At 69.4% G+C, this 24,086-nt stretch carries 25 protein-coding genes and 1 pseudogene; 12 read left to right on the top strand and 14 right to left on the bottom strand.

The window, feature by feature from the left end; translation table 11 throughout:
* The first annotated feature begins 419 nt into the window (after window positions 1–419).
* Complete coding sequence (locus OG953_RS19350; protein ID WP_003967346.1) at window positions 420–626, top strand: cold-shock protein; 207 nt, start codon at window positions 420–422, stop codon at window positions 624–626.
* A 319-nt stretch (window positions 627–945) separates the two neighbouring features.
* Window positions 946–2,568: a chaperonin GroEL gene (gene groL, locus OG953_RS19345; protein WP_405685703.1), complete on the top strand. Its 1,623-nt coding sequence runs from the start codon at window positions 946–948 to the stop codon at window positions 2,566–2,568.
* 182 nt (window positions 2,569–2,750) lie between these two features.
* On the opposite strand, the gene OG953_RS19340 is transcribed toward groL, so the two are convergent.
* Window positions 2,751–3,992 carry an esterase/lipase family protein gene (locus OG953_RS19340; RefSeq protein ID WP_405685702.1) on the bottom strand — a complete coding sequence of 414 codons (1,242 nt, stop codon included), beginning with the start codon at window positions 3,990–3,992 and terminating at the stop codon, window positions 2,751–2,753.
* 329 nt (window positions 3,993–4,321) lie between these two features.
* Between OG953_RS19340 and OG953_RS19335 the strand changes: the two genes are divergently transcribed.
* Window positions 4,322–4,792 (top strand): hypothetical protein, encoded by a 471-nt coding sequence (locus tag OG953_RS19335; RefSeq protein WP_405685700.1) that lies wholly within the window; start codon window positions 4,322–4,324, stop codon window positions 4,790–4,792.
* Between the two features lie 71 nt (window positions 4,793–4,863).
* Here the strand turns inward: OG953_RS19335 and OG953_RS19330 are convergent, their stop codons facing one another.
* A complete protein-coding gene (locus OG953_RS19330) occupies window positions 4,864–5,082 on the bottom strand; it encodes a ferredoxin (RefSeq protein WP_405685699.1) in 219 nt (72 codons plus the stop codon).
* Between the two features lie 5 nt (window positions 5,083–5,087).
* The gene (locus tag OG953_RS19325; protein ID WP_405685698.1) at window positions 5,088–6,278 is read right to left on the bottom strand and encodes a cytochrome P450; all 1,191 of its coding nucleotides are present in this window, start codon (window positions 6,276–6,278) and stop codon (window positions 5,088–5,090) included.
* 112 nt (window positions 6,279–6,390) lie between these two features.
* On the opposite strand from OG953_RS19325, the gene OG953_RS19320 reads away from it, so the two are divergent.
* Entirely contained in the window at window positions 6,391–6,981 is a 591-nt protein-coding gene (locus OG953_RS19320) for a TetR family transcriptional regulator (protein ID WP_405685697.1), read from the top strand.
* A gap of 50 nt (window positions 6,982–7,031) precedes the next feature.
* Here the strand turns inward: OG953_RS19320 and OG953_RS19315 are convergent, their stop codons facing one another.
* Window positions 7,032–8,639, bottom strand: a complete 1,608-nt coding sequence (locus tag OG953_RS19315; protein ID WP_405685696.1) for an adenosine deaminase — start codon at window positions 8,637–8,639, stop codon at window positions 7,032–7,034.
* Between the two features lie 215 nt (window positions 8,640–8,854).
* On the opposite strand from OG953_RS19315, the gene OG953_RS19310 reads away from it, so the two are divergent.
* Entirely contained in the window at window positions 8,855–10,207 is a 1,353-nt protein-coding gene (locus OG953_RS19310; RefSeq protein WP_405685694.1) for an erythromycin esterase family protein, read from the top strand.
* A 175-nt stretch (window positions 10,208–10,382) separates the two neighbouring features.
* Here the strand turns inward: OG953_RS19310 and OG953_RS19305 are convergent, their stop codons facing one another.
* From OG953_RS19305 to OG953_RS19290, 4 genes and pseudogenes are all read right to left on the bottom strand, one after another.
* Window positions 10,383–11,561 (bottom strand): AbrB family transcriptional regulator, encoded by a 1,179-nt coding sequence (locus OG953_RS19305; RefSeq protein WP_405685693.1) that lies wholly within the window; start codon window positions 11,559–11,561, stop codon window positions 10,383–10,385.
* Between the two features lie 394 nt (window positions 11,562–11,955).
* Window positions 11,956–12,216 (bottom strand): annotated as a pseudogene (locus OG953_RS19300) (transposase); the annotation flags it as partial.
* 65 nt (window positions 12,217–12,281) lie between these two features.
* Window positions 12,282–12,548, bottom strand: a complete 267-nt coding sequence (locus OG953_RS19295; protein WP_405685691.1) for a DUF397 domain-containing protein — start codon at window positions 12,546–12,548, stop codon at window positions 12,282–12,284.
* Window positions 12,529–13,371: a helix-turn-helix domain-containing protein gene (locus tag OG953_RS19290; protein ID WP_405685689.1), complete on the bottom strand. Its 843-nt coding sequence runs from the start codon at window positions 13,369–13,371 to the stop codon at window positions 12,529–12,531. The genes OG953_RS19295 and OG953_RS19290 overlap by 20 nt, the downstream gene beginning before the upstream one ends.
* A 114-nt stretch (window positions 13,372–13,485) precedes the next feature.
* Here OG953_RS19290 and OG953_RS19285 point away from each other — a divergent pair, with 114 nt between their 5' ends.
* The 3 genes from OG953_RS19285 (at window position 13,486) to OG953_RS19275 (ending at window position 15,070) form a co-directional block, all read left to right on the top strand.
* Window positions 13,486–13,734 (top strand): hypothetical protein, encoded by a 249-nt coding sequence (locus tag OG953_RS19285; RefSeq protein ID WP_405685687.1) that lies wholly within the window; start codon window positions 13,486–13,488, stop codon window positions 13,732–13,734.
* Window positions 13,724–13,957, top strand: coding sequence for a hypothetical protein (locus OG953_RS19280; protein ID WP_405685686.1), 234 nt, complete (start codon window positions 13,724–13,726; stop codon window positions 13,955–13,957). Before OG953_RS19285 ends, OG953_RS19280 begins: the two co-directional genes overlap by 11 nt.
* 285 nt (window positions 13,958–14,242) lie before the next feature.
* Window positions 14,243–15,070, top strand: a complete 828-nt coding sequence (locus OG953_RS19275; protein ID WP_405685685.1) for a hypothetical protein — start codon at window positions 14,243–14,245, stop codon at window positions 15,068–15,070.
* Here the strand turns inward: OG953_RS19275 and OG953_RS19270 are convergent.
* Both OG953_RS19270 and OG953_RS19265 read right to left on the bottom strand, forming a co-directional pair.
* Window positions 15,051–16,430, bottom strand: coding sequence for an ATP-binding protein (locus tag OG953_RS19270; protein ID WP_405685683.1), 1,380 nt, complete (start codon window positions 16,428–16,430; stop codon window positions 15,051–15,053). The genes OG953_RS19275 and OG953_RS19270 overlap by 20 nt on opposite strands.
* Window positions 16,431–16,483: 53 nt before the next feature.
* A complete protein-coding gene (locus OG953_RS19265; protein ID WP_405685682.1) occupies window positions 16,484–17,161 on the bottom strand; it encodes a response regulator transcription factor in 678 nt (225 codons plus the stop codon).
* Between the two features lie 80 nt (window positions 17,162–17,241).
* Here OG953_RS19265 and OG953_RS19260 point away from each other — a divergent pair, with 80 nt between their 5' ends.
* A complete protein-coding gene (locus OG953_RS19260) occupies window positions 17,242–17,463 on the top strand; it encodes a DUF6177 family protein (protein ID WP_405685680.1) in 222 nt (73 codons plus the stop codon).
* A gap of 161 nt (window positions 17,464–17,624) precedes the next feature.
* Window positions 17,625–18,230, top strand: a complete 606-nt coding sequence (locus OG953_RS19255; protein ID WP_405685678.1) for a Uma2 family endonuclease — start codon at window positions 17,625–17,627, stop codon at window positions 18,228–18,230.
* Between the two features lie 67 nt (window positions 18,231–18,297).
* Here OG953_RS19255 and OG953_RS19250 read toward each other — a convergent pair whose 3' ends face one another.
* From OG953_RS19250 to OG953_RS19240, 3 genes are all read right to left on the bottom strand, one after another.
* Window positions 18,298–19,848, bottom strand: coding sequence for a PTS transporter subunit EIIC (locus OG953_RS19250; protein ID WP_405685676.1), 1,551 nt, complete (start codon window positions 19,846–19,848; stop codon window positions 18,298–18,300).
* A 48-nt stretch (window positions 19,849–19,896) separates the two neighbouring features.
* Complete coding sequence (murQ, locus tag OG953_RS19245; RefSeq protein WP_405685675.1) at window positions 19,897–20,865, bottom strand: N-acetylmuramic acid 6-phosphate etherase; 969 nt, start codon at window positions 20,863–20,865, stop codon at window positions 19,897–19,899.
* A gap of 96 nt (window positions 20,866–20,961) precedes the next feature.
* Complete coding sequence (locus OG953_RS19240; RefSeq protein WP_405685673.1) at window positions 20,962–21,879, bottom strand: MurR/RpiR family transcriptional regulator; 918 nt, start codon at window positions 21,877–21,879, stop codon at window positions 20,962–20,964.
* 147 nt (window positions 21,880–22,026) lie between these two features.
* Here OG953_RS19240 and OG953_RS19235 point away from each other — a divergent pair, with 147 nt between their 5' ends.
* Window positions 22,027–22,395 (top strand): hypothetical protein, encoded by a 369-nt coding sequence (locus tag OG953_RS19235; protein ID WP_093895806.1) that lies wholly within the window; start codon window positions 22,027–22,029, stop codon window positions 22,393–22,395.
* Complete coding sequence (locus tag OG953_RS19230; RefSeq protein ID WP_405685672.1) at window positions 22,392–22,667, top strand: DUF4031 domain-containing protein; 276 nt, start codon at window positions 22,392–22,394, stop codon at window positions 22,665–22,667. The genes OG953_RS19235 and OG953_RS19230 overlap by 4 nt, the downstream gene beginning before the upstream one ends.
* 122 nt (window positions 22,668–22,789) lie before the next feature.
* Here the strand turns inward: OG953_RS19230 and OG953_RS19225 are convergent, their stop codons facing one another.
* Window positions 22,790–24,022 carry a Cmx/CmrA family chloramphenicol efflux MFS transporter gene (locus OG953_RS19225; RefSeq protein WP_405691924.1) on the bottom strand — a complete coding sequence of 411 codons (1,233 nt, stop codon included), beginning with the start codon at window positions 24,020–24,022 and terminating at the stop codon, window positions 22,790–22,792.
* Window positions 24,023–24,086 lie beyond the last annotated feature (64 nt).

Genomic DNA, 24,086 nt, shown 5'->3' with positions numbered 1-24,086 from the left:
TCCGTCCGACTTCACGGCGTTATCGGAATTGCCCCCTCTGCGAGAGAAGCGGAGGGGGCAATTCTGTATGGTTGAGCGCGGTACAGTGTGGGAAGTCCCCCCAGCTGCCCGTGCCGCCCGCATATGAGAATGCGCCCGGCCGCGACAAGAAGCAGCCAAAGTGTTCGATCTCCTTGCGCCATAAGTCACCTTTGCCCGGCCCGACTTGCCCTGGAATCTCATGAATCCCTCATGTTCGGGCGTTCGGCGCTGCCCAGAATTCTCGTCCGATTGACCTGTTGCAGAGGGCAGTTGGGCAGATACATTCGGCCGCGGTCGACGCGTTCCGGCGCACGCACCCTCTCCTGTCGGGGGGTGGGTTCTGACCCGGGTCCGCGAAGTGCGGTCCTGTGCAAGGGCCAGTAATAGGGGAGTTAGGCATGGCTCAGGGCACCGTCAAGTGGTTCAACGCGGAGAAGGGGTACGGCTTCATCGCGGTCGACGGTGGTGCGGATGTTTTCGTCCACTACAGCGCGATCCAGATGGACGGGTACCGCACCCTCGAAGAGGGTCAGCGAGTTGAATTCGAGATCTCGCAGGGCCAGAAGGGGCCGCAGGCGGACATGGTCAAGCTCGCCGTCGGCTGAGCTCGACGCGGTCGGCCAACGACACTACTCACGCACGGAGGGCCTGTACCCCAGGGGTACGGGCCCTCCGCGCGTCCGCGTCCGCAGCCACCCGGGAGTGGCTGTCGTTGTCCACATCCCGAGGGAGACGCTTGCACTCCAGGGGGTCGAGTGCTAATCATTGGCGTTAGCACTCTCCAGGTGAGAGTGACAGAATTTGGACCGGGCCGGTGAGGCCCGCAGGTCCGGTGGGGCAAGGAACCACCGGTCACGCAGGCCGTCCGTCGCGGGCGCCACTCGGTCCGGAGAAATCCACCCCTGTCCGGGAGGACCACTTCACATGGCCAAGATCATCGCGTTCGACGAGGAGGCCCGGCGCGGTCTCGAGCGCGGCATGAACCAGCTCGCCGACGCCGTCAAGGTCACCCTTGGCCCCAAGGGTCGCAACGTCGTCCTTGAGAAGAAGTGGGGCGCCCCCACGATCACCAACGATGGTGTTTCCATCGCCAAGGAGATCGAGCTGGAGGACCCGTACGAGAAGATCGGTGCGGAGCTGGTCAAGGAGGTCGCCAAGAAGACGGACGACGTCGCCGGCGACGGTACGACCACCGCCACCGTTCTCGCCCAGGCTCTCGTCCGTGAGGGCCTTCGCAATGTCGCCGCGGGTGCCAACCCGATGGCCCTCAAGCGGGGCATCGAGAAGGCCGTCGAGGCCGTCTCCGCCGCCCTCCTGGAGCAGGCCAAGGACGTGGAGACCAAGGAGCAGATCGCTTCGACCGCCTCCATCTCCGCCGCCGACACCCAGATCGGCGAGCTCATCGCCGAGGCCATGGACAAGGTCGGCAAGGAAGGCGTCATCACCGTCGAGGAGTCCCAGACCTTCGGTCTGGAGCTGGAGCTCACCGAGGGTATGCGCTTCGACAAGGGCTACATCTCGGCGTACTTCGCCACCGACATGGAGCGCATGGAGTCGTCCCTCGACGACCCGTACATCCTGATCGTGAACTCCAAGGTCAGCAACGTGAAGGACCTCCTTCCGCTGCTGGAGAAGGTCATGCAGTCCGGCAAGCCGCTGCTGATCATCGCCGAGGACGTCGAGGGCGAGGCCCTGTCGACCCTGGTCGTCAACAAGATCCGTGGCACCTTCAAGTCCGTCGCCGTCAAGGCCCCGGGCTTCGGTGACCGCCGCAAGGCCATGCTCGGCGACATCGCCATCCTCACCGGTGGCACCGTCATCTCCGAGGAGGTCGGCCTCAAGCTGGAGAACGCCGGTCTCGACCTGCTCGGCCGCGCCCGCAAGGTCGTCATCACCAAGGACGAGACCACGATCGTCGACGGTGCCGGTGACAGCGACCAGGTTCAGGGTCGCGTCAACCAGATCCGTGCCGAGATCGAGAACTCCGACTCGGACTACGACCGCGAGAAGCTCCAGGAGCGCCTCGCGAAGCTGGCCGGCGGCGTGGCCGTCATCAAGGCCGGTGCCGCGACCGAGGTCGAGCTCAAGGAGCGCAAGCACCGCATCGAGGACGCGGTGCGCAACGCCAAGGCCGCCGTCGAGGAGGGCATCGTCGCCGGTGGTGGCGTGGCTCTGCTCCAGGCCTCGGCCGTCTTCGAGAAGCTGGACCTCTCGGGTGACGAGGCGACCGGCGCCAACGCCGTCAAGCTGGCGCTGGAGGCCCCGCTCAAGCAGATCGCCGTCAACGGTGGTCTCGAGGGTGGCGTCGTCGTCGAGAAGGTGCGCAACCTGCCGATCGGTCACGGTCTGAACGCCGCGACCGGCGAGTACGTCGACATGATCGCCGAGGGCATTCTCGACCCGGCGAAGGTCACGCGCTCCGCCCTGCAGAACGCCGCGTCCATCGCCGCGCTGTTCCTCACCACCGAGGCCGTCATCGCCGACAAGCCGGAGAAGGCCTCTGCGGCCGCTCCGGGCGGCATGCCGGGCGGTGACATGGACTTCTGATCCTGACGGATCGGTAGTTCCTGTACAGCTTTGCCGCATCGACCCCCGGGACCAGCAGGTCCCGGGGGTCGATGTCGTTTCCGTACGGGGCGGGGCGGTGGACGCGCCCACGATGCCCGCCGGAGCACCGTGGGCGCGTGATACCCCGCACGACGGGACTGCGGAACCAAGGGGCCGCGGAACTACGGAAGCCGGTCGAGGAGCCAGGTGCAGAGCTCCTCCGTCACGAGGGTGTGCCCCTCGTTGTGGGACGCGAGCTTGAACTCGTCGAGCGCACTGGCATTCGGCGGGAGTGCGGAGATGTCCTTGTACAGCTCCTCGTCCGTGTCCAGATCGCCGACGTCGACCGCGCTGACAGCGGGCACGAAGCAGTGCGAGCGGATACGTACGTCGGTCTTGAACCCGAGGAGGGGGTTGAGGGCGTTGAGCCCGTCGGCGAGGATGCCGAACCCTTCCAGCGAGCCGCCGGGTGCGCCGTCGATCGACGGGAGTCCGGACGTATGCACCTGGTTGGTCTTCAGCGTCACCACCCGCAGCTTCGCGACGAGTTCGTTGTCGCCCGGGGCCTGGGCGTAGAGCTTGGTGCCCACGACCGACAGGCCCTTGCCCTCCAGGGCCAGTTCGCCGGCCTGCACGTCGGTGCCGGTGCCGTCGGCCACGCCGTTGGCGACACCGATCAGCCGCGGCCGGCGCGGCCATTGGCCGGTGGCCTCCATCTCCGCCAGGAACGTGGCGCGCTCGTCGCTCTGGTCCGGCGTCCCGTCCCACTTCTCGATGTGCTGCCACAGCAGCTGACGTGCGGCCGGGCTGTTGATCTGGTCGGAGAACCGGCTGTCGAGATCCTTGATGTAGTGCGCGAACGCCTGCAGGGCGATCGGGATCCAGGCGCCGCGGTGCGGGCTGTCGTACGAGAAGTAGAGAGAGGTCTGGTGGTCGATGCCCTGGCTCTCCATCTTGGCCAGCGCGTGCCGGGTGACGAGCCCGCCCATGCTGAACCCGCCGACGGCCAGCGGCGCGTCGCCCTGCCGCTCCGCGATGGCGTGCAGGATCGCGGCCTGCGCGGTCCGGGAGTTGTCCAGAATCGATGCACTGCGCTCATGGAAGCCGAGAATGATGACGTCGTGTCCCCGGCGGCGCAGTTCGCTGATGAGCGCGTAGTCGCCGAACTCCATGATTTCCCAGGAGAAGTCCAGGCTGCTCGGCCCTGTGTTGAATCCGTCGGCGAAGATCACGGGCCGCGTGAGACCCGAGTGGCCCTCGCCGTAGTAGACCCAGGCGGTGCCGCCCGGCAGGCCCCACACGGTGCTGGGCGGCAGCGGGAGGGCGCCGTGCTTTTCGGCGTCCAGGCGGGGGCCGGGGGCGAGAGTGATGGGGGGCTTGCTGTGGAGCTCCGAGACGATTTGCTCGTGGGTCGGTTCGGACATGGGTCGTTCCCCTTTGGGCCGATTCGTTACAGTGCGTACCAAGAGGAGCACACGGAGTAGCGACCGGGGAGGGGGAGTGGATCAAACCACTCCCAGGTGGGAGCCGGTTTCGGACATGCTTGCGCTCCGGGGGATTTCGCCTGATGGGGGCGCGCGGGGGCGGTGGGAGTGCGCTGTACGTGATCCGGGCGCGCCGCCGCTGTTGGGGTGGAAAACCGGACCGAGGGCCTGGGGAGCGCGCCAACGGCCGCACATGTTTGTGATCTTGATGTGGCGGGCCGCTCTTGGCTCGTTCTCCCTCAGTCTTTCGTTCTCGTACGAGGAGTCCCGTGCGTATCCGTTCGATCCTGTCTCTCGCCGCATCCGCCGTCGCCGTGGCGGCACTGGCCACCCCCGCCCAGGCCGCCGACGCCGCCGACGGCGCGTACTTCATCCGTGACGTGCGCACCGGCGCGTGTCTGGCGGGTGGCGAAGGCCCGCTGGGCGGCCACATCGAGCCCTGCAACCCCGGCACCGTGTGGGAGGTCCGCAACCAGGGTGGCGGTCTGGTGCAGATCGTCGAGGCGCGCAGGGAGAACCGCTGCCTGGCGCTCTCGCCGATCCGGATCTACCCGCCGGTCGTGTGGGTGGACGAGTGCGGCACGCAGCCCGACCGGTGGACGATCCAGGGCGAGGCCTCGCAAGAGCCGGTCGCCATCGCCCTCGACCGGGGCGAGATGGGCTACCTGACCACGCAGGGTCACCGCGCGATCCTCAGCCCCGACGGCCGCCCCCAGTGGGTCATGGAGCGGCTCGGCTAGGACCGACCTGTTCGGTTGATGACGCAGCCGCCCCGTGCCGGGATCGTTCTTCCTGGCGCGGGGCGGTTTTCTCAGTCGCGGCGGGGACCGATGACGGTGCTTCCGTCGTGCACGGTGATCGCCTGGGCCGGGCAGATGTCGGCGGCGTCCAGGACCCGTTCGTCCGGTTCGATGCCGTCCGTCCGCGCCCGGGCGTGCTCCCCGTCCAGCGCGAACACCTCGGGGACGCTCCCGGCGCACATGCCCGATGCCTGGCAGAGCTGGGGGTCGACGCGTACGTTCCAGGTCATGCCGGTCACCACCCGACCGGCATGACACGCGGGCCGCGTACCAGCATTTCGGACTTCCATGTCACATCGCCGGCCAGTCGCAGCCCCGGGAAGCGGGTGATGAGCGCGATCAGTGCCTCCTGAAGTTCCAGCCGGGCCAGCGGGGCGCCCAGGCAGTGGTGGACGCCGTGGCCGAAGCCGAGGTGCTGGTTGCCCTCGCGGGCGATGTCGAGCACGCCCGGGGCGGTGAACCGCAGCGCGTCGCGGTTGGCGGCGCCCATGGCGACCAGGACCGGACTGCCCGCCCGGACGAGGGTGCCGCCGACCTCGATGTCCTCGGTGGCGTACCGGGGTTGGCCGGCGCCGCTTCCCAGCGGCACGAAGCGCAGCAGTTCCTCCACCGCGCCCTGGACGAGTCCGGGATCGGCCCTGAGCCTGGTCAGCTGGTCCGGATGGTCCAGCAGAGTGAGGACGAAGTTGGGGATCTGGGACGCGGTGGTCTCGTGTCCTGCAACCAGGATGCCCACGCACAGATCGACGAGTTCGAGTTCGGAGAGCCGGTCGCCGCCGTCGCGGGCCTCGATGAGCGCCGTCATCAGGTCGTCCTGCGGCTCCTTGCGGTGGCGGTCGATCAACTCGGCCATATAGGCGCGCAGTTCGTCGCGGTTGGCCTCGAACTCCTTGGCTGTGAGGGAGCTGGTCGACAGTGCGGCGTCGCTCCACACACGAAAGCGCGGACGGTCCTCGGTGGGCACGCCCAGCATCCGGCAGATCACCGCGACCGGCAGAGGCAGTGCGTAGAGATCGACCAGGTCCGCGGGCGGACCGGCCGTCTCCAGCTCGTCGAGGAGGCTCGCGGTCAGTTCCTGGACCTGCGGGCGGAGCTTCTCGACCTGGCGGACGGTGAATGCCTTGGCGACCAGGGAGCGCAGTCGGGTGTGGTCGGGTGGATCCATGCTGAGGATGCCGCCGTCGCGCCGCCCCTCGGACTGTCGGGGCTCGTCGTGCGAGGCGCCTGCGGCCCGGCTGAAGCGCGGGTCGCCCAGGACGAGCCGGGCGTCGGCGTAGCGGGTGACGAGCCAGGCCGGTTCGCCGTATTCCATCTGAACCCGTAAGAGGCCCGGCCGGTTGCGTACGCGCTCGTACTCGTCGGCGAGCCGGAGCCCGTCGGGGGTGTTGAAGGGGTAGGCGAGGGGGGTGATGTCTGCTGTCGTCATTGCGGCCTCCGATATGTAAGCAGCTGCTTACAACGTTAGGAGTGTGTCTTCCGGGCGGTCAACGATGTTTTACGGCCGATATCCTGACGGACCGTCCGAGAGGAAACCCGCCATGGAGCCCGCCCCCGTGCCGCCGTCCGGAGAGCGCCGCCGCGATGCCGCGGCCACACGTCGTCGGCTGCTGGAAGCGGCCCGTGACCTGTTCGCGGAGCGGGGTTACGAAGGGACGACGGTCCGGAGCATCGCGGAGCGGGCCGGGGCCAACCAGGCCTTGCTTTTCCGGTACTTCGGGTCCAAGCAGGGGCTGCTCGCGGAGGTTGTCGCACAGGGCGGGCTCGAGCAGGTGCGGGCGACGCCGCCCGAGGAGCTCTTCGAGACCGCTCTGCGCTCGATGCTGACCCGCAGCGCGGTCGGTGGGGCGGGTGATCGCTCCCTGGAGGTCTATCTGCGATCCATCGGGCGGGGCGACGAGGCGGCCGGAACCCTGCGTGAGCTGGGCGAGGAGTACCAGGGCGCGCTGGCCGGGCTCTCCGGCACCGAGGACGGCGCCCTGCGTGCGGATCTCGCCATGGCATGGCTTCTCGGCATCGGCCTGATGCGGACGGTCGTCGCACGTGAACCCCTGGCCTGTGCCGATCCGGACGACGTGTGCCGTCTCGTACTGGGCACGCTCGGACACCTCTGGTCGGCTCCGGCGGAGTAGCGGAGACACGTCCGGGCCGGGCCCCGGGCCCGGACGTGTGCTGTGCGCGGTTACCGGCGACGGTTCTCGAAGGCGGTGAAGGCCGTCTCCTGGAGCCACTCGGTCGCCGCCTTCGGGTTGTCGGCCAGGTAGCGGGCGCAGCGCGCGCTCGGGTGGTCGGTGCCCGGCCGGTCGCTGCGGCAGGCGGCGACCAGGCGGTAGCCGGAGGGGGCGGAGCCGGTGGCCCACAGGCTGCGGCCGTTGCGGAACGCGTACTCCAGCGAGGCGCGGGCCAGGTCCTTCAGCTCGGTGTAGCCGAGGTTGTACGTCTTGGCGGCGTACTGGTACTCGTGGCTGATGTCGATCCGCGAGACCCCCGGGTCGTCGGTGGACAGGACCACCGGGACGCCGTAGCGGCGGTACGCGGTGAACGGGTGGTCGTCGCCCGCGATGCCGAGGATCTGCTTGTTGCTGCTGAACGGCACCTCGACCGCCACCTTGCGCTGCGCCATCGTCCGGGCGAACTGCCGCCAGTCGTCCTCGTGGACCAGGTCCACGCCGTGGCCGATGCGTTCGGCTCCGGCGACGAGTACGGCCTCGCGGATGTGGAAGGTCAGGTCCTCGGGCTTGACCAGGCCGGGGGCCAGCTCACCGGCGTGCAGGGTGAGGTGGGCGCCCGGGTACTGGCCGCGCAGATACTTCAGCATCCGCATCTGGAGGCTGTAGTTGAGCAGCGCGCTCTCCCCGTCCTCGGGCTGTACGAGGTTGACCGCGACGAACCGCGGGTCGCGCTTCGCCAGCCGCATGCCGACCGCCATTTGCGTGAACACCCGCGCCGGGGAACTGCCGCGGGAGACCTGGGAGATCCACCTGACGGGGAGCCGACAGCCCGGGTCGGGGTTCTTGGTGTCGCAGTGCGCGGCCGCCCGGAACTGGGCATTGGCGTCGTCGGCCTCCTTGACCGCATCGTCCACGACCCGGTCGAGCTGCCCGCCGGCCAGAAGCTTGCGATGGAAGGCGGCCAGGTCGGCGTCGTAACCCACGGCGTCGGCAAGCTTCTTGGCGCTTTCCGACGCGGGGGTGACCATGGTCTCCAGATAGAACTGGTTCTGCTCGACCACGGTGTCGGCCACATTGGCGAGCAGCTTGCCGCGGTCCCAGGTCGCCAGGCTGAACTTGCCGAAGGTGTCGAAGAAGTGGTCATGCCCGGACTGGCCGGCCGGGAAGTCCTGCATGGACCAGGCCCGGATGATCTGCTGCCGGAAGGCGGTGTCCGTCTGCGCGTCGATGGCGGGCCGCTTGCCCGGTCCGCACGGCGGCGCGACAGCCGTCATCGTTTTGTCGATGCACAGCCCCTTCTCGCCCGCGAGCTTGATCAGGAACTCGGTCTCTGCCGCGCCCGACAGGTGGTTGTGGAGATCACCCCCCTTGGGCAGCGCCTTGAAGAAGGCCTTCAGCCTCTCGGGCTTGTTACGCAATGAGTCGAGGTACTCGGCGACTCTGCGCTCGTCCGGGGTCACCACGCGGGGCGACGCGTGCGCGGCGGGCCGTGCCGAGGGATCCTTCACGGGTGCGGCCGTGGCCGGGATCGCCGGGAGCAGGGAGAGCACGGTGAGTGCGCCGAGCCCGGCCGGGAGCAGGGACTTGGGACGGTGGGCCGTCCGGATTGTTGAGATCACGGCCGAATGATCGCGTTCGGCGAGGGCATTTCTCACCCAAACCGCGTCTATGGCTGGAAACGTCCACCCGATCGAGTGCGCGAGCGGGCGCTACCCTCCGACTCTTGCGGGGGGTGTCCCCCGGGAAGAGTCGGATGCTTCTCCCAGCGCGCGGCAAAGCAATCGCAGGCAATGATCCTTCTCAAGTTGCAATACGCAAGGTGAGAGGCAACAGCATGGCTAGACACCGGAAGCGGATCAGCCGACGGGTACTGCTGGCGACGGCGGCGCTCGCGACGGGAGCGGTCCTCGCTCCCGCGGCGGTCCAGGCGGCCTCGGCCGACACGGCCGGCAGGGAGCAGAACCCGGTCCGCGCCCTGGAGCAGGCGGCCCACCCGCTGCGCTCGACCGAGCCCGGGGGGAACACGGCCGACCTGCGAGCCCTGGATTCGATGATCGGCGACGCCAAGGTGGTCGGCCTCGGCGAGGCCACCCACGGCTCCCACGAGTTCTTCACCATGAAGGAGCGGGTCTTCCGCCACCTCGTCGAGAAGAAGGGCTTCACCACCTTCGCCCTGGAGCTGAGCTGGTCCGCGGGACTCCAGATCGACGATTACCTCCAGACCGGCAAGGGCGACGCCCGCGAGATCGCCAAGGAGACGCTCACCAATTCACCCTGGGATCGCGAGGAGTTCGTCAGCCTCATCGAGTGGATGCGGGACTACAACCGCCACCACCCCGGCCACACCGTTCACTTCATGGGCGACGACATCGGCGCCCCCGCACTGAGCGACGAGTTCTTCGGCCGGGTGACCGGCTACGTGCAGAAGAACCACCCGGAGGCGCTGCCGCGGCTCAACGAGCTCTACACCGGCCTGCGCCCGATCGACGACGTCTTCGCCTACCTGGGCAAGCCGCTCGCGGAACGGCAGCAGCTCGCCGCCAAGGCACAGCAGGCCCTGGAGCTGGTCAGCGGTCTGAAGGGCTCCGGCGGCGACGCGTTCGACTGGGCCGAGCAGAACGCCCGGTCCGTCGCCCAGACCGCCAAGTTCCTCACCCTGAACCCCGACGACCCGGAGTCGAACGCCGCCTCCCAGCGCTTCCGCGACGAGGTGATGGCCCAGAACGTCTCCTGGTGGCAGCAGCGCACCGGCCAGAAGGTGCTGCTGTCCGCGCACAACGACCATGTCGCCTACGTCGCCAGCGATCCCGAGACGTACTCCAAGACGCAGGGGTCGTTCCTGCGCGACACGATGGGCAGGAATTACCTCCCCATCGGCTTCACCTTCGACCAGGGCTCTTTCCTGTCGAAGGACGCCGCGCTGGGCGGCGAGTGGAAGAAGTTCACCGTTCCCGCCGCCGAGCCCGACCGGAACGAGGCCACCCTCGACAAGGTCCGCTACCGGGACTTCTACCTCGACGTCCGCACCGCCCCGGCCGCCGCGCGCGACTGGCTGAACGCCGCCAGGCCCACGCTCAACGTCGGCACGCTGTTCCCCGCCGCACCGCGCGATGTCGCGATCGCCAAGTCTTTCGACGTCCTCATCCACCTCCACGAAGTCAGGGAGGCCGACAAGCTGAAGCCGTGACGGCCTGGTTCCGGTCCCGGCGCGAGCCGCCCGACACCACCTGACCTGCGGGGAGGCCGGCTGCGAGGCCGGCCTCCCCGCCGCAGGATGACTCTTCTCCTCACAGCGGCCGCCTCATGGTCGCGTAGACCTCATCGAGCGGGATCACCAGGCGCGGTCCGGCCGGTGCGCCCGCTCACACTGCGTGCCTGCGCACGGTCCGGGCCCCGTAGCTCGTCACCCAGCGGATGAGCAACGGTGTGAGCATCACCACGAGGAAGAGCCGAAGGCTCTGAGAGGTGGAGATGAGGGCGACGTTGGAATGCAGTGACGCGGCAGTGGCGAGGACCGCGTTGATGCCGCCGGGAGTGGTAGCCAGGTAGGCGTCGTTGAAGGAGATGCCGACCGCGGCGGCCAGCGCGCCGGCAAGCGCGGCGCACATCAGGCAGACGGTGAAGGTTGCGGCCAGTACATACGGCAGCATGCGTCCGACGTGGCGCAGCGTGGGGCGGGTGAAGCGCGAGCCCACCTCCAGGCCGATCACCACGAAGACCGCGTCCTGGAGCGGCCCGACCGGCTGGAACCCGTGCGCAGCGCCGGTGACCACGCCGACTGCGGTCAGCAGCATGGGGCCCAGCAGCGTGGGCGCGGGCAGCCTCAGCCGGCGTCCGAGGCTGCCGCCGAGCGTGCAGAGCGCGGCCAGGACGAGCAGACCTGCCAAGGTGTGTGAGGAATTCACCAGGGCCAGGGAGTCCGGCAGCAGGGCGGATCCGAACGGCCGGGCGTGAGCGGGGTTCCCGGCGTGCGTAGCAGTGTGAAGGGCCAGTACGACGACCGGCGCGGAGGCGGCCACCATGCCGACCCGCAGGTACTGCATGAACGCCACCACCCGGCTGTCCGCGTCCAGGTCGTCGGCGCAGGCGATGATCGCCGCGGACCCGCCGGGGACCATTCCAAGGACGGCGTCGCTATGGCTCATCCGGGTCAGGCGCGGGAGTATCAGCGCGACGCCGAGGCACAGAACGACTGTGGCCAGCGTCACGCCGACCAGCGGTCCGATCGAGCCGACCACGGACCGTACCGCCCCGGGGCCGAGGTAGCTGCCCATGAGCACGCCGACCACCGCTTGCGCCGAACGGTTTGCACGCGTGGGAAACCGCGACCGCGTGGTGCCCGTCAGTGACGCGATCACACCCACGACCAGCGCGGTCAACAGGTGCGCGGCCGGGATGCCGGCCCACCGGGCGGCGTTGCCGAGGAAATAGCACACGGTGGCGAGCAGCAGCCACCGAACGGCAGGTGAGGCCGCCGCTGTACGCAGGGGCGCCGATGTTCGGGCAGGACCAAGCAGGGTGGTCGGGATCGGGAAGGGCACTGCTCTCCTTGTCGGCACCGATCTCTGCGACCGAAATGCTCATCTTCTTCGCCGCTTGGCGCGACGCTCACAGTTAAAAGTACCAAAAGGGAACAATGTCCGCATTGTCGGCATGTCGTGGGCAAGTCAAACACCCACACCTGCTCCATGCGGTGGGCCGGCCGCATTGACCTCCTCCGATTGCCCCGAAGGGCGAGGATTCTCCGTCTGTGGGTGGTCGTCATAGGGCGAGGGCCACCCGCTCCGGGCGGGTTCCTGGTTCTTCCCCACGCGGGGTGGGGGTTGTGCGCGCTGCCAGGGCGTTCCCTTGGTCTTACGTGCGCTCCGCAGGCGTTTACCGCTGCCGATACCGGCGTCGGGCCCCCGGTACGGGGGTGGGTGGTGCGTAGCACCCGGTGCAGTTGGTCCCACACCCCGGCCAGTCCCGCAGCCGGCGCCAGCAGGTCATCCCGGAACCGAAGCCGAGTTCCTGCGGCAGCCACTCCCACTGGATGCCGCTATGCAACACGAACAAGATGCCCTGCAGACACTTGCGGTCGTCCAGCGGCAGACGGCCGGGATAGCAACGCCGACGCGTTCGCACTGGCAGAAGCGGCTCAATCCGCCCCCACAGGTCATCTGCCACCAGCCACGGCGGGCCGTTCCCCTTCCCCATGACATGCCCAACGGGCCGTCCCAGAAGGAGACGTGGCTACGCACGAATCTTTCTGTCAGCTCCTCTTAGGCGTGCTTGAGGTCCGCGATGAAGGACGTCCAGGCGGCGGCCCGGAACACGAGCGTCGGGCCTTCGGCCACCTTGGAGTCGCGGACGGGGACGATGCCGGGGTTGCCGTCGGCCACTTCGAGGCAATCGCCGCCGCTTGCGCCGCTGTACGTGGACTTCCGCCAGGTCGCGACTTCGAGGCAGTTGCCGCCGTCGCCGCCGCTGTAGGAGGACTTGTGCCAGGCTGCCGTGGACAGGTCGTAGTCAGAACTGCTGATCTTCATGGGCGTAATCCTCCGCCACCGACTCGATCAGAGCCAGGGACAATTCTGGTGACAATGCGCCGGCCGCCACCAGATCGTAGGTCAGTTCGTAGTGCCTGACGGTTGCCGGTTCATCGTGCAACGTCCCTGTGCCCAGACCCTGTAGGTAGGCGAGTGGAGGCGCGTCCTCGAAGGACATCAGTTTGAGCTGGCCCTCCATGGCCATGTGGGCGCCTGCGTGGAACGGCAGCACCTGCACGATGATCCGGTGTTCGCGGGCCAGTTTCAGGATGTGGCGGAGCGCCTCAGCCATCACCGCCGGGCCGCCGACCTGGCGACGTAATACCGCCTCGTCCAGAACTGCCCAAACCAAGGGCGTTGTTGGATCGGTCAGGAGTTGCGCCCGTTCCAGTCGCGCTGCAACCAGGTCGTTGATGATGTCTTTGGTAGCCGTCGGCAGCCCTGCCCGGAACACCGCTCGCGCGTATGGCTCCGTCTGCAACAGCCCCGGGATCAGCTGAGGCGCGTACTCCTTGATCGTCTTTGCGACGGCCTCCGACTCGGCCGCTTCGGCGAAGTGATCCGGGTACTTCGACTTCTTCAGGGCGGCGCAGTTGCGCACGAAGAACCCGTCCGCCTTCAGGATCTCGTCCAGCTTCTCAGCCTGATCCACCTGCATCCGTCGTGTGCCGGACTCCAGCTGCCCGATGAAGGAGCCGCTGACGAACAGTGGAAGGCCCAGCTCCTCCTGAGAGAGGCCTCTGCCCTCCCTCCGGTGGCGGAGTTCGGCGCCGAGCAGGGCGCGTGGCGAGGAGGAGGGGTCGAGTTTTTTGGGGCCTGGCATGACAACTCCCTGTGACACACGTGCGGTTGTTGGTTCTGCGCCTCTTCCAGGCTAGTGACGTGTTGGCCACGCTGGGTATGCATTGTCATTACTCAGCGTGGAAAGGGATGGATCATGACGACGATGGAACGGCGCAGGACGGCAGAGGGCAGAGTGCGGGCGGCGGAGGACGCTGTGGCGCGGCTGAAGGAGGGGTTCTCCGGGGTCGGGATCACGCTGCCCTCGCTGCGGATCGACCCTGTGTCGTGTGCGGGGAACGAACCGGCGTCGCCGCTGGTCGACCTCGGCCGGTGCAACGTCGACACGGCGCTGCGGCTGAGCGCGGTCCTGGAGGCGCAGAGGCTGGCCGGTCATGACGGGTGAGGGGCTTGAGCCGTGTGCGCCGGAGCCCGGTTCGTTCGCGGTGGACACACGGGACGGGCGGGTGGGGCGCGTGATGGGGTGCGTCGGGCCGTACGTACAGCTGCGGGCGCCGGGCGGTGGGGGCGAGTGGGACTGCCCGCCGGAGTCGGTGCGCCCGGCACCGCTCGGGGAAGTGCTGCGGGCCCGGGTCAGGGAGATCAACCGGGAGGGGCGGCTGCCGTGATGGTGGCAGGGTGCCGGGCCTGATGCGGCGGCGGACGTGAGGAAGGGCGACGCCCTGGATGGGTGCCGCCCTTCGATCGGGCCGGTCGGTCCGGTCAATCACCCCACGGGGCGGGGACTTCGCGTACGAGTTCTCTGACCAGGCATCGACAGCACCTTTGTGTTCGCCTTTGCGCTGTACGACCACGTGCACCGCCCCGACGGCGACCCCCGCGAAGACCTGGACCCCTCCCGCGCTGAGCGCAGTCAGGAAAATTTCAGGGAGGCCCTGCCAGCGTGCCGTTCCATGACAACCGACATGACCGACACGTATGCGTCCGGCACGCGCTCCGGGGCGCGGCAGATGCTGAACAAGGTCCCGGAAGTGACCATCTACTTCTGGGTGATCAAGGTGCTGTGCACCACCGTGGGTGAGACCGCGGCCGATCTGCTCAACGACAACCTGGGCATGGGGCTGACCAACACCTCGTACCTGATGAGTGCGCTGCTGGTCGTCACCCTGGTCTTCCAGCTCCGGGCGCGTAGGTACGTACCCGGCCTGTACTGGCTTTCCGTGGTCCTGATCAGCGTGGTCGGCACGCTGATCAGCGACAACCTGACCGACAACCTCGGCGTTCCGCTCCAGACCACGACCGCCGTGTTCGCGGTGGCGCTCGCCGTCACGTTCTTCGCCTGGTACGCGAGTGAGCGGACGCTGTCCATCCACTCGATCCGGACGACGCGCCGCGAGGCGTTCTACTGGCTGGCGATCCTGTTCACATTCGCTCTGGGCACGTCCGCGGGCGACCTCACGGCGGAGAAGCTGGACCTGGGGTACTTGCTCTCCGCGCTCGTGTTCGCCGCGCTGATCGCGGCCGTGGCCCTTGCGCACCGCACGCTGGACTTCAACGCGGTGTGGTCGTTCTGGATCGCGTACGTCCTGACCAGGCCGCTCGGTGCCTCGCTGGGCGACTACCTGTCGCAGCCCACCGCGGACGGCGGGCTGGGACTGGGCACGGTCGGCACCAGCATCCTGTTCCTCGTCGTCATCCTCGGCCTTGTCGTCTTCCTGACCCGGACGCGGCGAGATGTGGCGCAGGGCAGCTCTGCCGCGGTCAGCCCGCAGGAAAGGTGACGACGAAGCGCGCGCCGGGCGCCGCGGTGTCCAGTGCGATGTCGCCGCCCGCTGCCCCGGCGAGCCGGCGGGCCAGGGCCAGACCGAGTCCCGCGCCGTCGTGTCCGTCCTCGGGGCGGGCGCGACGGCCGGGTTCGAAGAGCGAGGCGACGAAGTCCTCCGGGACACCGGGGCCGTCGTCGGACACGTACACCGTGACCTCGCCCGCGCTCGCCTCGCAGGTGAGAGTGATCGACCGAGTGGCGTAGCGGCGGGCGTTGTCCAGGAGCGGCGTCAGGATGCGCTCGGCGACGTCCTCCGAGACGCCGATGCTCACCTCGGGTGTGCCGCCGGGGGTGCTGCTGCCCGCCGCGACGGTCACCGGCGGGGCATCGGGGAACAGGGTCGCGTTGCGTTCTGCCAGACGGTGCGCGACGTCGGAGAAGCGGGAGCGGCCGGGGGTCTGCGCATTGCGGGTACGAACCTCGGAGAGCAGCGAGTCGCAGATCTGCTGCATGGTCGCGGCGGCGCCCGCGATGGCCTCCAAGGAGGTCTCCTGCTGCTCCGTGCTGCGCGGGCGCCCGGTCAGCCACTCGGTTTCCGCGGCGATACGGGCGAGCGGTGTGCGCAGTTCGTGGGAGAGCTCGGCGGCCTGCTGCTGTTCGTGGCGCAGGACGGCGGCCAGCCGGTCCAGCAGGGCGTCCAGGCTGGTGGCGAACGCGGCGAGCTCGGCGGGTCTGCCCTCCGCGCCGAACCGTTCGGGAGCGCCCGCGGCGCTCCACCGCGTGGCCTGCTCGCTCATTGCGGCGACCGGGCGCAGGGCCCGTCGTACGACGAGGCGGGTCAGGAGATAGATGGTGGCCAGCAGAAGCAGCGCCAGCGCGATCGAACCGACCAGGGCGGTGTCCGCCGTGCTGCGGTACGGGTCGAGGCTGACGGAGCTGACGACGGTGCCGGCCTGCGTGGGTGTGTGGCCCTGCCGGGCGGGGGCGTCGACGGGGAAGGCGTACAGCCGCCACGACCCGGGGCCCTCGGTGTCGGCGAACGTCTCGCGCCGGCCGGCGAGGCGGGCCGCCTGAGTCTCCAGGCCGGCGGGTGCGGTGGGGGGCTTCTCGACCACCGTGCCGCCCTGGAAGATCCAGACCCCGGCGTCCAGGGCCCGGTCCTCGGTCGGCTCCCGTACGACCAGCCGGCCGTCCGGTCGTACGTCCACCGTCGCCGCCACGGCCTCGGCGCGGGTGCGCAGGACGTCGTCGGCCTGTCCGTGGAGCCGCTTGTCGAGGGCGATGTTGAAGACGGTGGTCAGGACGCCGATCCACAGCGCGCTGGTGGCGAGGGCCATCAGGGCGAGGCGGCCGCGGAGGGTCAGGGGGCGCTTCATCGGTGCATCGGGGCCTTTGGTCGGGCGCGGCGGATGTGTTGCCGTTCTGGTCCTCAGCCGAAGCGGTAGCCGATGCCGCGGACGGTGCTGATGGTCTGGGGGCTGTCCGCCTCGCGGAGCTTGCGGCGCAGGCGGGCCAGGTACTGGTCCAGGGTGTTGTCGCTGACCTGCGCCCCCTCCGGCCAGCCCGCCCGCAGCAGGGCCCGGCGGCGCACCACGCTCCCCGGGCCCGCCATCAGGCATGCCAGCAGACGGAACTCGGTCGGAGTCAGGGCCACGGGGCGGTCGTGGACCGTCAGCTCGTGCTTTACCGGGTTCAGCCGCATCGCACCCGCACTGTCGGCGAGGGGGGTGCTGCCGTGGTGACCGGCCCGGTTCAGGACCGCCCGGACGCGGGCCGCGAGCTCGCTGAGGTGGAACGGCTTCACCAGGTAGTCGTCGCCGCCCGAGGCGAAACCGGAGAGCCGGTCGGTGAGATTGCCGTGGGCGGTCAGGAAGATCACCGGAACGGTGAACCCCGCACCGCGCATCGCCTGACACACATCGCGCCCGTCGGAGTCCGGCAGCCCCACATCGAGGACGACCGCGTGCACCGACTCGTCGACGGTCTTCAGTGCGGTGGCGCCGTCGACGGCGGTCACGACGTCGAAGTCCTCGTCGCGCAGGCCACGGGCCAGGACATCGCGCAGGCCGTGGTCGTCCTCGACGACAAGAATGCGTGCAGCGGTCACCGAGCCAGTATTACTCGGCCCGTACCGGGCACCCCAGCGCGTTCAGGTTCTGGTCAGGTGGCATGCGACACGATCGGGGCGTGGCGGGGGCGGAGCAGCATATGGGCCCCGACGCCCTGGCCGACCGTGGCCTCGACCATGCTCGCAGAGCCCTCACCGAAACCGCGCCCACCCAGCTCGGCCCGGCCGCCCGGCCCGCCCTGCACTATGTGCTCGGCGACGGAACGGAGCCCGGCGCTTGGGAGCGCCTCCAGCGGGTCAACGACCGCCTGAGCGGCGCCCGGCCACGCCGGCATGCGTAGAAGGAGCCCCTGCCGGCTCTTGAGCGCGCACCGCGACCGGGCGGACAGCGGAGGGTCGGTGCGTAATGTCACACGATCGTGGGACGCTGGTGTGAGCGGCGAACTGCCGCGGAACCGTCGATCTACGCTCCTTCGACAGGCCACAGAAGAAGGGACTCGCGATGACCGCCGCGATGGTCGAGAACGACCAGGCCTCTGAGGGCCGCCCGTGGGACTACCTGCTGCAGACATGGCGTGAACTGGACGTCCCCGAGGGGTGGCGCGCCGAGATCGATGAAGGGCGGATCGTCTTGGTGCCGCCGTTTCAGGCGTATCACCACGCCATTGCCGGCCAAGTACAGCGCAGGCTCTACGAAAACCTGCCCGAGGAGTGGGGGATCTACCAGGTCCTCAGCGTCCACGCAGCCCCGCTCGGCAAGCTCTACGTGCCGCATCTTGTGGTCATGCCGACCGCGCTGATCACCGCTGCTGATCCGGAGTCCAATGATCCGATGGACGCGTCGGAAGCCCTGCTCATCGTCGAGATCACGTCGAAGGGCAATGCCCGGGAGGACCGGACGAAGAAGTACCGCGCCTATGCGCGCGCGGGCGTGCCGATGTATCTGCTGATCGACCGGTTCGACACGCGTGGGGCGATGGCCACGCTGTTCACCGAGCCGAACGAGGACGGGACGTACAAGCGCTCCGACCCGGTTCCGTTCGGGAAGCCGCTCACGTTGCCGGAGCCCTTCGGTACGACCCTCCTCACGGACGAGTTCCCGGTCTGAGAAGGCGCGGAAAGGGGCGGCACCCGGTCATCGGGTGCCGCCCCTCATTCGTGTCCGTATGCAGGGATCAGACCCTGGCCGGTTCCTTTGCCGGGCTGTCGGGGCCCGTGGTCGGGGACGCCGGGCCGCCCGTTGCCGCGACTGCGGAGGCAGCCGGTTCCTGGGAGACGTTGAACTCCGTCAGCAGATCCTTGCTGAAGCCGAAGAAGTACGTCGCGAGGAACCCTGCGAGGTAGCCGCACAGCAGGCCGCCCGCGTAGATCGCGATCGTGCTGCCCAGGCCGTGGTTGCCGTCGAGGAGGGGGAACAGGGCCCAGCCGGACGGGCCGATGGCCGTGGAGCCGACCTTGTCGCCGAGCTGGCTGAACAGGCCGATGAAGCCGCCACCGAACGCACCGCCCACGCACGCCGTGATGAACGGGCGGCCGAGCGGGAGGCTGACACCGTAGATCAGCGGTTCGCCGACGCCCAGCAGGCCTGCGGGGAGGGCGGACTTGATGGTGCGGCGGATCGACTCGTTGCGGGGGAGGCGGAAGTAGACCGCCACGGCCGCGCCGACCTGGCCGGCGCCCGCCATCGCGAGGATCGGGAGCAGGACCGTGTAGCCCTGCTGCTCGATCAGGGTGGTGTGGATCGGGATGAGTGCCTGGTGCAGGCCCAGCATCACCAGGGGCAGGAAGAGACCGCCGAGCAGGAAGCCCGCGCCCGCGCCGCCGTTGGTGAGCAGCCAGTCGGCGAACGTGCCGATGGCGGTGGAGATCTCACCGGCCACGAACATCAGGCCGAAGATCGTTGCCAGGCCGGAGATCAGGACCGTGAGGGTTGGGGTGACCAGTACGTCCAGCGCCTCGGGCACCCAGCGGCGGCACCACTTCTCCACGTACACCGCGAGCACTGCCGCACCCAGTGCGCCCAGCACACCGCCCTGGCCGGGGGAGAGCTTCTGGCCGAACGCCTCGATGTTCGCGACGCCCGGGAAGACGATGATCGCGGCGACCGCACCGCCCAGGATCGGCGTACCGCCGAACTCCTTCGCCGTGTTGAAGCCGACGAACACGGCGATCAGCGCCATGAATCCGGATGCTATCGCGGCGAGCGCGGGCGTGACCGAGGTCAGCCAGCCGAGGTTCACCAGGAGGCCGTTGAGACCGGCGATGATGCCGCAGCCGATGAGCGCCGGGATCAGCGGGACGAAGATGTTCGCGATCCGGCGCAGGAACAGCTTGAGCGGGGTGGCGTTCTTCGCCTTCTGCGCTGCCTTTATCGCGGCGCCCTGGGCGGCCAGTTCGTCCGCCGAAGCGGAAGCGGAAGCCGAGGTGGAGGCTGTGGCTGCGGCCGGTTCAGGGGCTGCCGCCTTGCCCTCCTCCACCAGCTGCTCGAACTCCGGGGTGACCCGGGCGACGGTGCCCGGGCCGAGGACGATCTGGTACGTGTCGTCCTCGACCACGCCCATGACGGCGGGTACCGCCTTCAGGGCCTTGTCGTCGACGAGCGAGCGGTCGTGCAGGCCCAGCCGGAGCCGGGTCATGCAGTGGGCGATGGAGCTGACGTTCGCGGCGCCACCGACGAGCGGAAGGATCGCGGCGGCGGTGGCGCGGTTCTTGTCTTCTGTTGCCATGGTGCGTGGTGCCTTGCTGTGCGGGGGTGCGGAAGTGGAGCCGGTGGGTCAGGTGGTGGTGCGGGGGGCGGCGGCGAGGGCGGCACGGAGGTGGCCGCCGGACGCGGTCAGGAGGTCCTCGGCGGTGGGGCCGTCGACCTGGCCGAGGATGGTGAGGATGGCGTTCTTCACCTCGCCTTCGGTCGCGGCGAGGGCGGCCTCGATCTCCTCGTCGGACGCTCCGGTGGCGAGCGAGACGATCCGGCGGGAGCGGGCACGCAGCTTCTCGTTGGAGGCGCGGACGTCGACCATGAGGTTTCCGTACGTCTTGCCGAGCCTGATCATCGTGATCGTCGAGAGCATGTTGAGGACGAGCTTCTGGGCCGTACCCGCCTTGAGCCGGGTGGAGCCGGTGAGCAGCTCCGGACCGACGACGATCTCGATGCCGTGCTCGGCCGCGGCGCCCAGTGCGGAGTCCGCGTTGCAGGAGAGCCCGATGGTCAGCGCGCCCTTGCCACGGGCGTGCTCGACGGCTCCGATCGCGTACGGCGTACGGCCGGATGCGGAGATGCCGACCACGGTGTCGTCGGCGGTGAGGTCCAGGGCGTCGAGGTCGGCGGCGGCCAGCTCCTTGCTGTCCTCGGCGCCTTCGACGGCCTTGATCATGGCGGACGGGCCGCCCGCGATCAGGCCGATGACGTCGGAGGGGTCGGTGTTGAAGGTGGGCGGGCACTCGCTGGCGTCCAGCACACCGAGCCGGCCGGCGGTGCCTGCGCCCGCGTAGATCAGCCGGCCGCCGCGGGCCATGCGCTCCGCGGTGCCGTCGATCGCGGCGGCGATCTCGGGCAGCCGGGCGCCGACGGCGGCCGGGACGGACCGGTCCTCGCCGTTCATGATCCGGGCTATCTCAAGCGTGTCCAGGCGGTCGATCTCGGCGAGCTCGGGCCGGAACGCCTCGGTGGTGAGCGTGTCGAGCTGGGCTCGCAGTTCCCCGTATCCGTCTGGGGCGGTGGTGTCGGCGTCGGTGGTGGAGGTCATGGAGAGAGGCTCTGCTTTCTCGGTCTCGTACGGTTCAGCGGGTGCGGGTGCGGGTGCGGGTGCGGGCGCTGAGGGCCGGTTCGGCTCGGGTCGGGGTCAGCGTGGGCGTGGGGTGTGGCGGTGGGCCAGCGCCTCGTAGGAGGCGGCGAGCGCCGGTGCGGCCGTTTCGTACGTGCGCTGCGCGACGCCTATGAACAGGCAGTCGACGACGAGCAACTGGCTCGTACGGCTCGACATGGCGGCGGGCCGCAGCTCGCTCTCCCGGGCGGTGGACGTGGTCAGTACGTGGTCGGCGTACTGCGTCACCGGGCCGTCGGGGCGGCCGGTGATCGCGATCGTCGTCGCACCGCGGTCGAAGGCGACCCGCAGCGGCTCGATGACATCGACGGTGGAGCCGGAGTGCGTGATCGCGATGGCCACATCGCCGGAGCGGAGCTGCACGGCGTTGGTCACCGCGAGGTGCGGGTCCGTGTGGGAGTGCGCGATCAGGCCGATACGGGCCAGCTTCTGCGCCAGGTCCTGGCCGACGAGGGACGAGGCGCCCACACCGTAGATGTCGATGCGCCGGGCGGTGGCGGCGGCGGTGACCGCGGCACCGAGCTGGACGGTGTCGAGTCCCGCGGCCGTGTCGGCGAGGGTCTGCTGCTCGTCGTAGGCCAGCTTGGCGACCACATCGGCGATCGGGTCGTCGACCGCTATGTCGGCGGTGACGGAGGGAGCCCGGCCCGACTGCTGTTGCGCGGCAAGCCCGGCGAGGGCCAGGCGCAGATCGCGATAGCCGGGGTAGCCGAGGAGGCGGGCCGTGCGGACCACGGTCGCCTCGCTGGTGCCGGTGAGCTCGGCGAGACCGGTGACTGTGAGGGCGGCGCAGCCTGCGGGGTCACCGGCGACGGCCTCGGCGACGCGCTGCATGGAGCGGGTCATGGACGGCGCGAGCGTGCGCACCTTGGCCGCGAGAGCCGCCGGGGCGGGCGGTGAATCAGCGCTGAAACTTTCCTTCAGGTCATTGGTCACATTTGAAAGATATTTTCAACCGGGTTGGCCGTCAACCCCCCTTTGGTCCCTACCTCTGACACCCACTTCCGAGACCGCTTCCGACAGCGCGGAAACTGCAAAGGCGGGCGCGAGAAGCGGGTTCGCGGGCGGGGTGACAATGGGCGGATGGAGATGAACCCGCTGGAACAGGCGTTGCACACGGCCCGCGCGCTGGTCATGGCCGATCTCGCCGCAGGTGACGTCGCCGAGGCCGGGATCGTCTCGCTGGTCGAGGACGCGGTGACCCACCGCCGGTGGTGGGTCGAACAGTGGCCCGACGGTGCCTCGTTCGTCGTCGGCCTCGTCGCTCAGGACGTGCAGGACGCCTTGCTCGAACGGTACGGACGGTGGCCGCTGTGCCCCGTCTGTGACGCGGGCGACCCGCACGCCCTGGACGTCGAACCGGAGCTGGGCCCGGACCCGCACTGGGTGTGCACCAAGGCCGCCGTGGCCGTCGCACCGGTCGGTTCGCTGAGCGGGATACTGCGGCGGTGACGGTCTACATCGACCCGCCGGACTGGCCGGGGCACGGGCGGCTCTGGTCGCACCTGGTCAGCGACGTGTCCTTCGAGGAGCTGCACGCCTTCGCGGCATCCATCGGCTGCCCGGCCCGCGCGTTCGAGCGGGACCACTACGACGTACCGGAATCGCGGTACGAGGACGCGGTACGGGCCGGGGCGAAGCAGATCGGCTCGAAGGAACTGGTCCGCCGGATCACGGAGGCGGGGCTGCGGCGGCCCAAGGGGCGTCCGGCCCCCGGGAGCTGAAGGGCCGCGCACGTCGGCAGCCCCCGGCCCGGACACGTCGGACGGCAGCCCCCGGCCCGGATCGGCCGGACGGCACGGACCTCCGCCCCCACGAGTCGGACGGCACAGGCAAGGCTGATCAGTCAGGCGGCGGAGGTACCTGCCGCCGCCTTCGCGGACGCCCCCGATGACGACGCCGCAGCCGGCGCCCCGGCCACCCGGCGCGACCTGCCCCCGCCCTGCAGCCGCAGTGAGAACACCACGGCCACCAGCGCCAGCACCGTCATCGCCGCCCCCGCCCACGCGGTCGCCGCGAAACCGAAGTCCGCGTCGATCACCGCGCCGCCCAGCCAGGGGCCGCTCGTGTTGCCCAGGTTGAACGCGGCCGTCGTCGTCGCACCGGCCAGCGTCGGAGCGGCGCCCGCGACGTTGAACATCCGGGCGTTCAGCGCCGGGGCCGTGTAGAACGCCGACAGGCCCAGCAGGAAGGAGAGCCCGACCGCGGCGACCTGGTTCGACGCGAACAGCGCCAGCGCGACCAGGAAGACCGTCGAGGCCGCGATACCGCTCATCAGCACCCCGAAGAGATGCGCGTCCGCGACCCGGCCACCGATCGTCGTACCGACCAGCGCACCGATCCCGAACAGCGCGAGCACCGTCGGCACCCAGCCGGAGTCCAGCCCGGCGACATCCGTCAGCAGCGGGGCCAGATAGCTGAACGCGCAGAAGACACCGCCCGCCGCGAGTGCCGTGATCACGATCGACAGCCACACCTGCCGGTCCCGGTAGATGCTCATCTCCTGCTTGAGCCGCGGCTTCTGCTCCGGCAGCGGAATGCGCGGAATCAACGTCGTCACCCCGACCAGTGCCACGGCGGACGCCGCGCCCACGGCCCAGAACGCCGACCGCCAGCCGAGGTTCTCACCGAGAAAGGCCCCCAGCGGCACGCCCAGCACATTGGCGATCGACAGACCGCCGATCATCACGGCCATCGCGCGGGCCCGCGCGTTCACCGGCACCATCGCGATGGCGACCGCCGCCCCCACCGCCCAGAACCCGGCGCAGGCGAAGGCGCTCACGACACGGGAGGCGAAGAGCACCTCGTACGTCGGAGCCAGCGCACCCGCGACCTGACCGAGGCCGAAGACGGAGATCAGGGCGATCAGTGTGGTGCGGCGCGGCAGCCGGAGCGTGGCCACGGCGAGCAGCGGGGCGCCGATCACCATGCCGATCGCGAAGGCGGATATGAGAAGTCCGGCGCGGGGGATGGACACGTTCATGTCGTCGGCGATGGGCGGCAACAGCCCGGAGAGCATGAACTCGCTCGTGCCCAAGGCAAAGACCGAGAGGCCCAAAATGTACACGGCGAGGGGCATGCGTGAGCGGCGAGCGGCAGAGTCGGGCATGACAGCTGCCAACAGCGACCACGGGCGTTACATT

This window comes from Streptomyces sp. NBC_00057 (genome assembly GCF_045041165.1).
Classification (GTDB): Bacteria; Actinomycetota; Actinomycetes; order Streptomycetales; family Streptomycetaceae; genus Streptomyces.
Note: the sequence above shows the minus strand (reverse complement) of the source record. Positions and strands in the feature narration are given on the sequence as shown.

Bases quoted from the DNA above. Each gene is read 5' to 3' on its own strand.
- OG953_RS19350 (WP_003967346.1), top strand. From the start codon at position 420: ATGGCTCAGGGCACCGTCAAGTGGTTCAACGCGGAGAAGGGGTACGGC.
- groL (WP_405685703.1), top strand. From the start codon at position 946: ATGGCCAAGATCATCGCGTTCGACGAGGAGGCCCGGCGCGGTCTCGAG.
- OG953_RS19340 (WP_405685702.1), bottom strand. From the start codon at position 3,992: ATGTCCGAACCGACCCACGAGCAAATCGTCTCGGAGCTCCACAGCAAG.
- OG953_RS19330 (WP_405685699.1), bottom strand. From the start codon at position 5,082: ATGACCTGGAACGTACGCGTCGACCCCCAGCTCTGCCAGGCATCGGGC.
- OG953_RS19325 (WP_405685698.1), bottom strand. From the start codon at position 6,278: ATGACGACAGCAGACATCACCCCCCTCGCCTACCCCTTCAACACCCCC.
- OG953_RS19320 (WP_405685697.1), top strand. From the start codon at position 6,391: ATGGAGCCCGCCCCCGTGCCGCCGTCCGGAGAGCGCCGCCGCGATGCC.
- OG953_RS19310 (WP_405685694.1), top strand. From the start codon at position 8,855: ATGGCTAGACACCGGAAGCGGATCAGCCGACGGGTACTGCTGGCGACG.
- OG953_RS19295 (WP_405685691.1), bottom strand. From the start codon at position 12,548: ATGAAGATCAGCAGTTCTGACTACGACCTGTCCACGGCAGCCTGGCAC.
- OG953_RS19290 (WP_405685689.1), bottom strand. From the start codon at position 13,371: ATGCCAGGCCCCAAAAAACTCGACCCCTCCTCCTCGCCACGCGCCCTG.
- OG953_RS19285 (WP_405685687.1), top strand. From the start codon at position 13,486: ATGACGACGATGGAACGGCGCAGGACGGCAGAGGGCAGAGTGCGGGCG.
- OG953_RS19280 (WP_405685686.1), top strand. From the start codon at position 13,724: ATGACGGGTGAGGGGCTTGAGCCGTGTGCGCCGGAGCCCGGTTCGTTC.
- OG953_RS19275 (WP_405685685.1), top strand. From the start codon at position 14,243: ATGACAACCGACATGACCGACACGTATGCGTCCGGCACGCGCTCCGGG.
- OG953_RS19270 (WP_405685683.1), bottom strand. From the start codon at position 16,430: ATGAAGCGCCCCCTGACCCTCCGCGGCCGCCTCGCCCTGATGGCCCTC.
- OG953_RS19255 (WP_405685678.1), top strand. From the start codon at position 17,625: ATGACCGCCGCGATGGTCGAGAACGACCAGGCCTCTGAGGGCCGCCCG.
- OG953_RS19250 (WP_405685676.1), bottom strand. From the start codon at position 19,848: ATGGCAACAGAAGACAAGAACCGCGCCACCGCCGCCGCGATCCTTCCG.
- murQ (WP_405685675.1), bottom strand. From the start codon at position 20,865: ATGACCTCCACCACCGACGCCGACACCACCGCCCCAGACGGATACGGG.
- OG953_RS19235 (WP_093895806.1), top strand. From the start codon at position 22,027: ATGGAGATGAACCCGCTGGAACAGGCGTTGCACACGGCCCGCGCGCTG.
- OG953_RS19225 (WP_405691924.1), bottom strand. From the start codon at position 24,022: ATGCCCCTCGCCGTGTACATTTTGGGCCTCTCGGTCTTTGCCTTGGGC.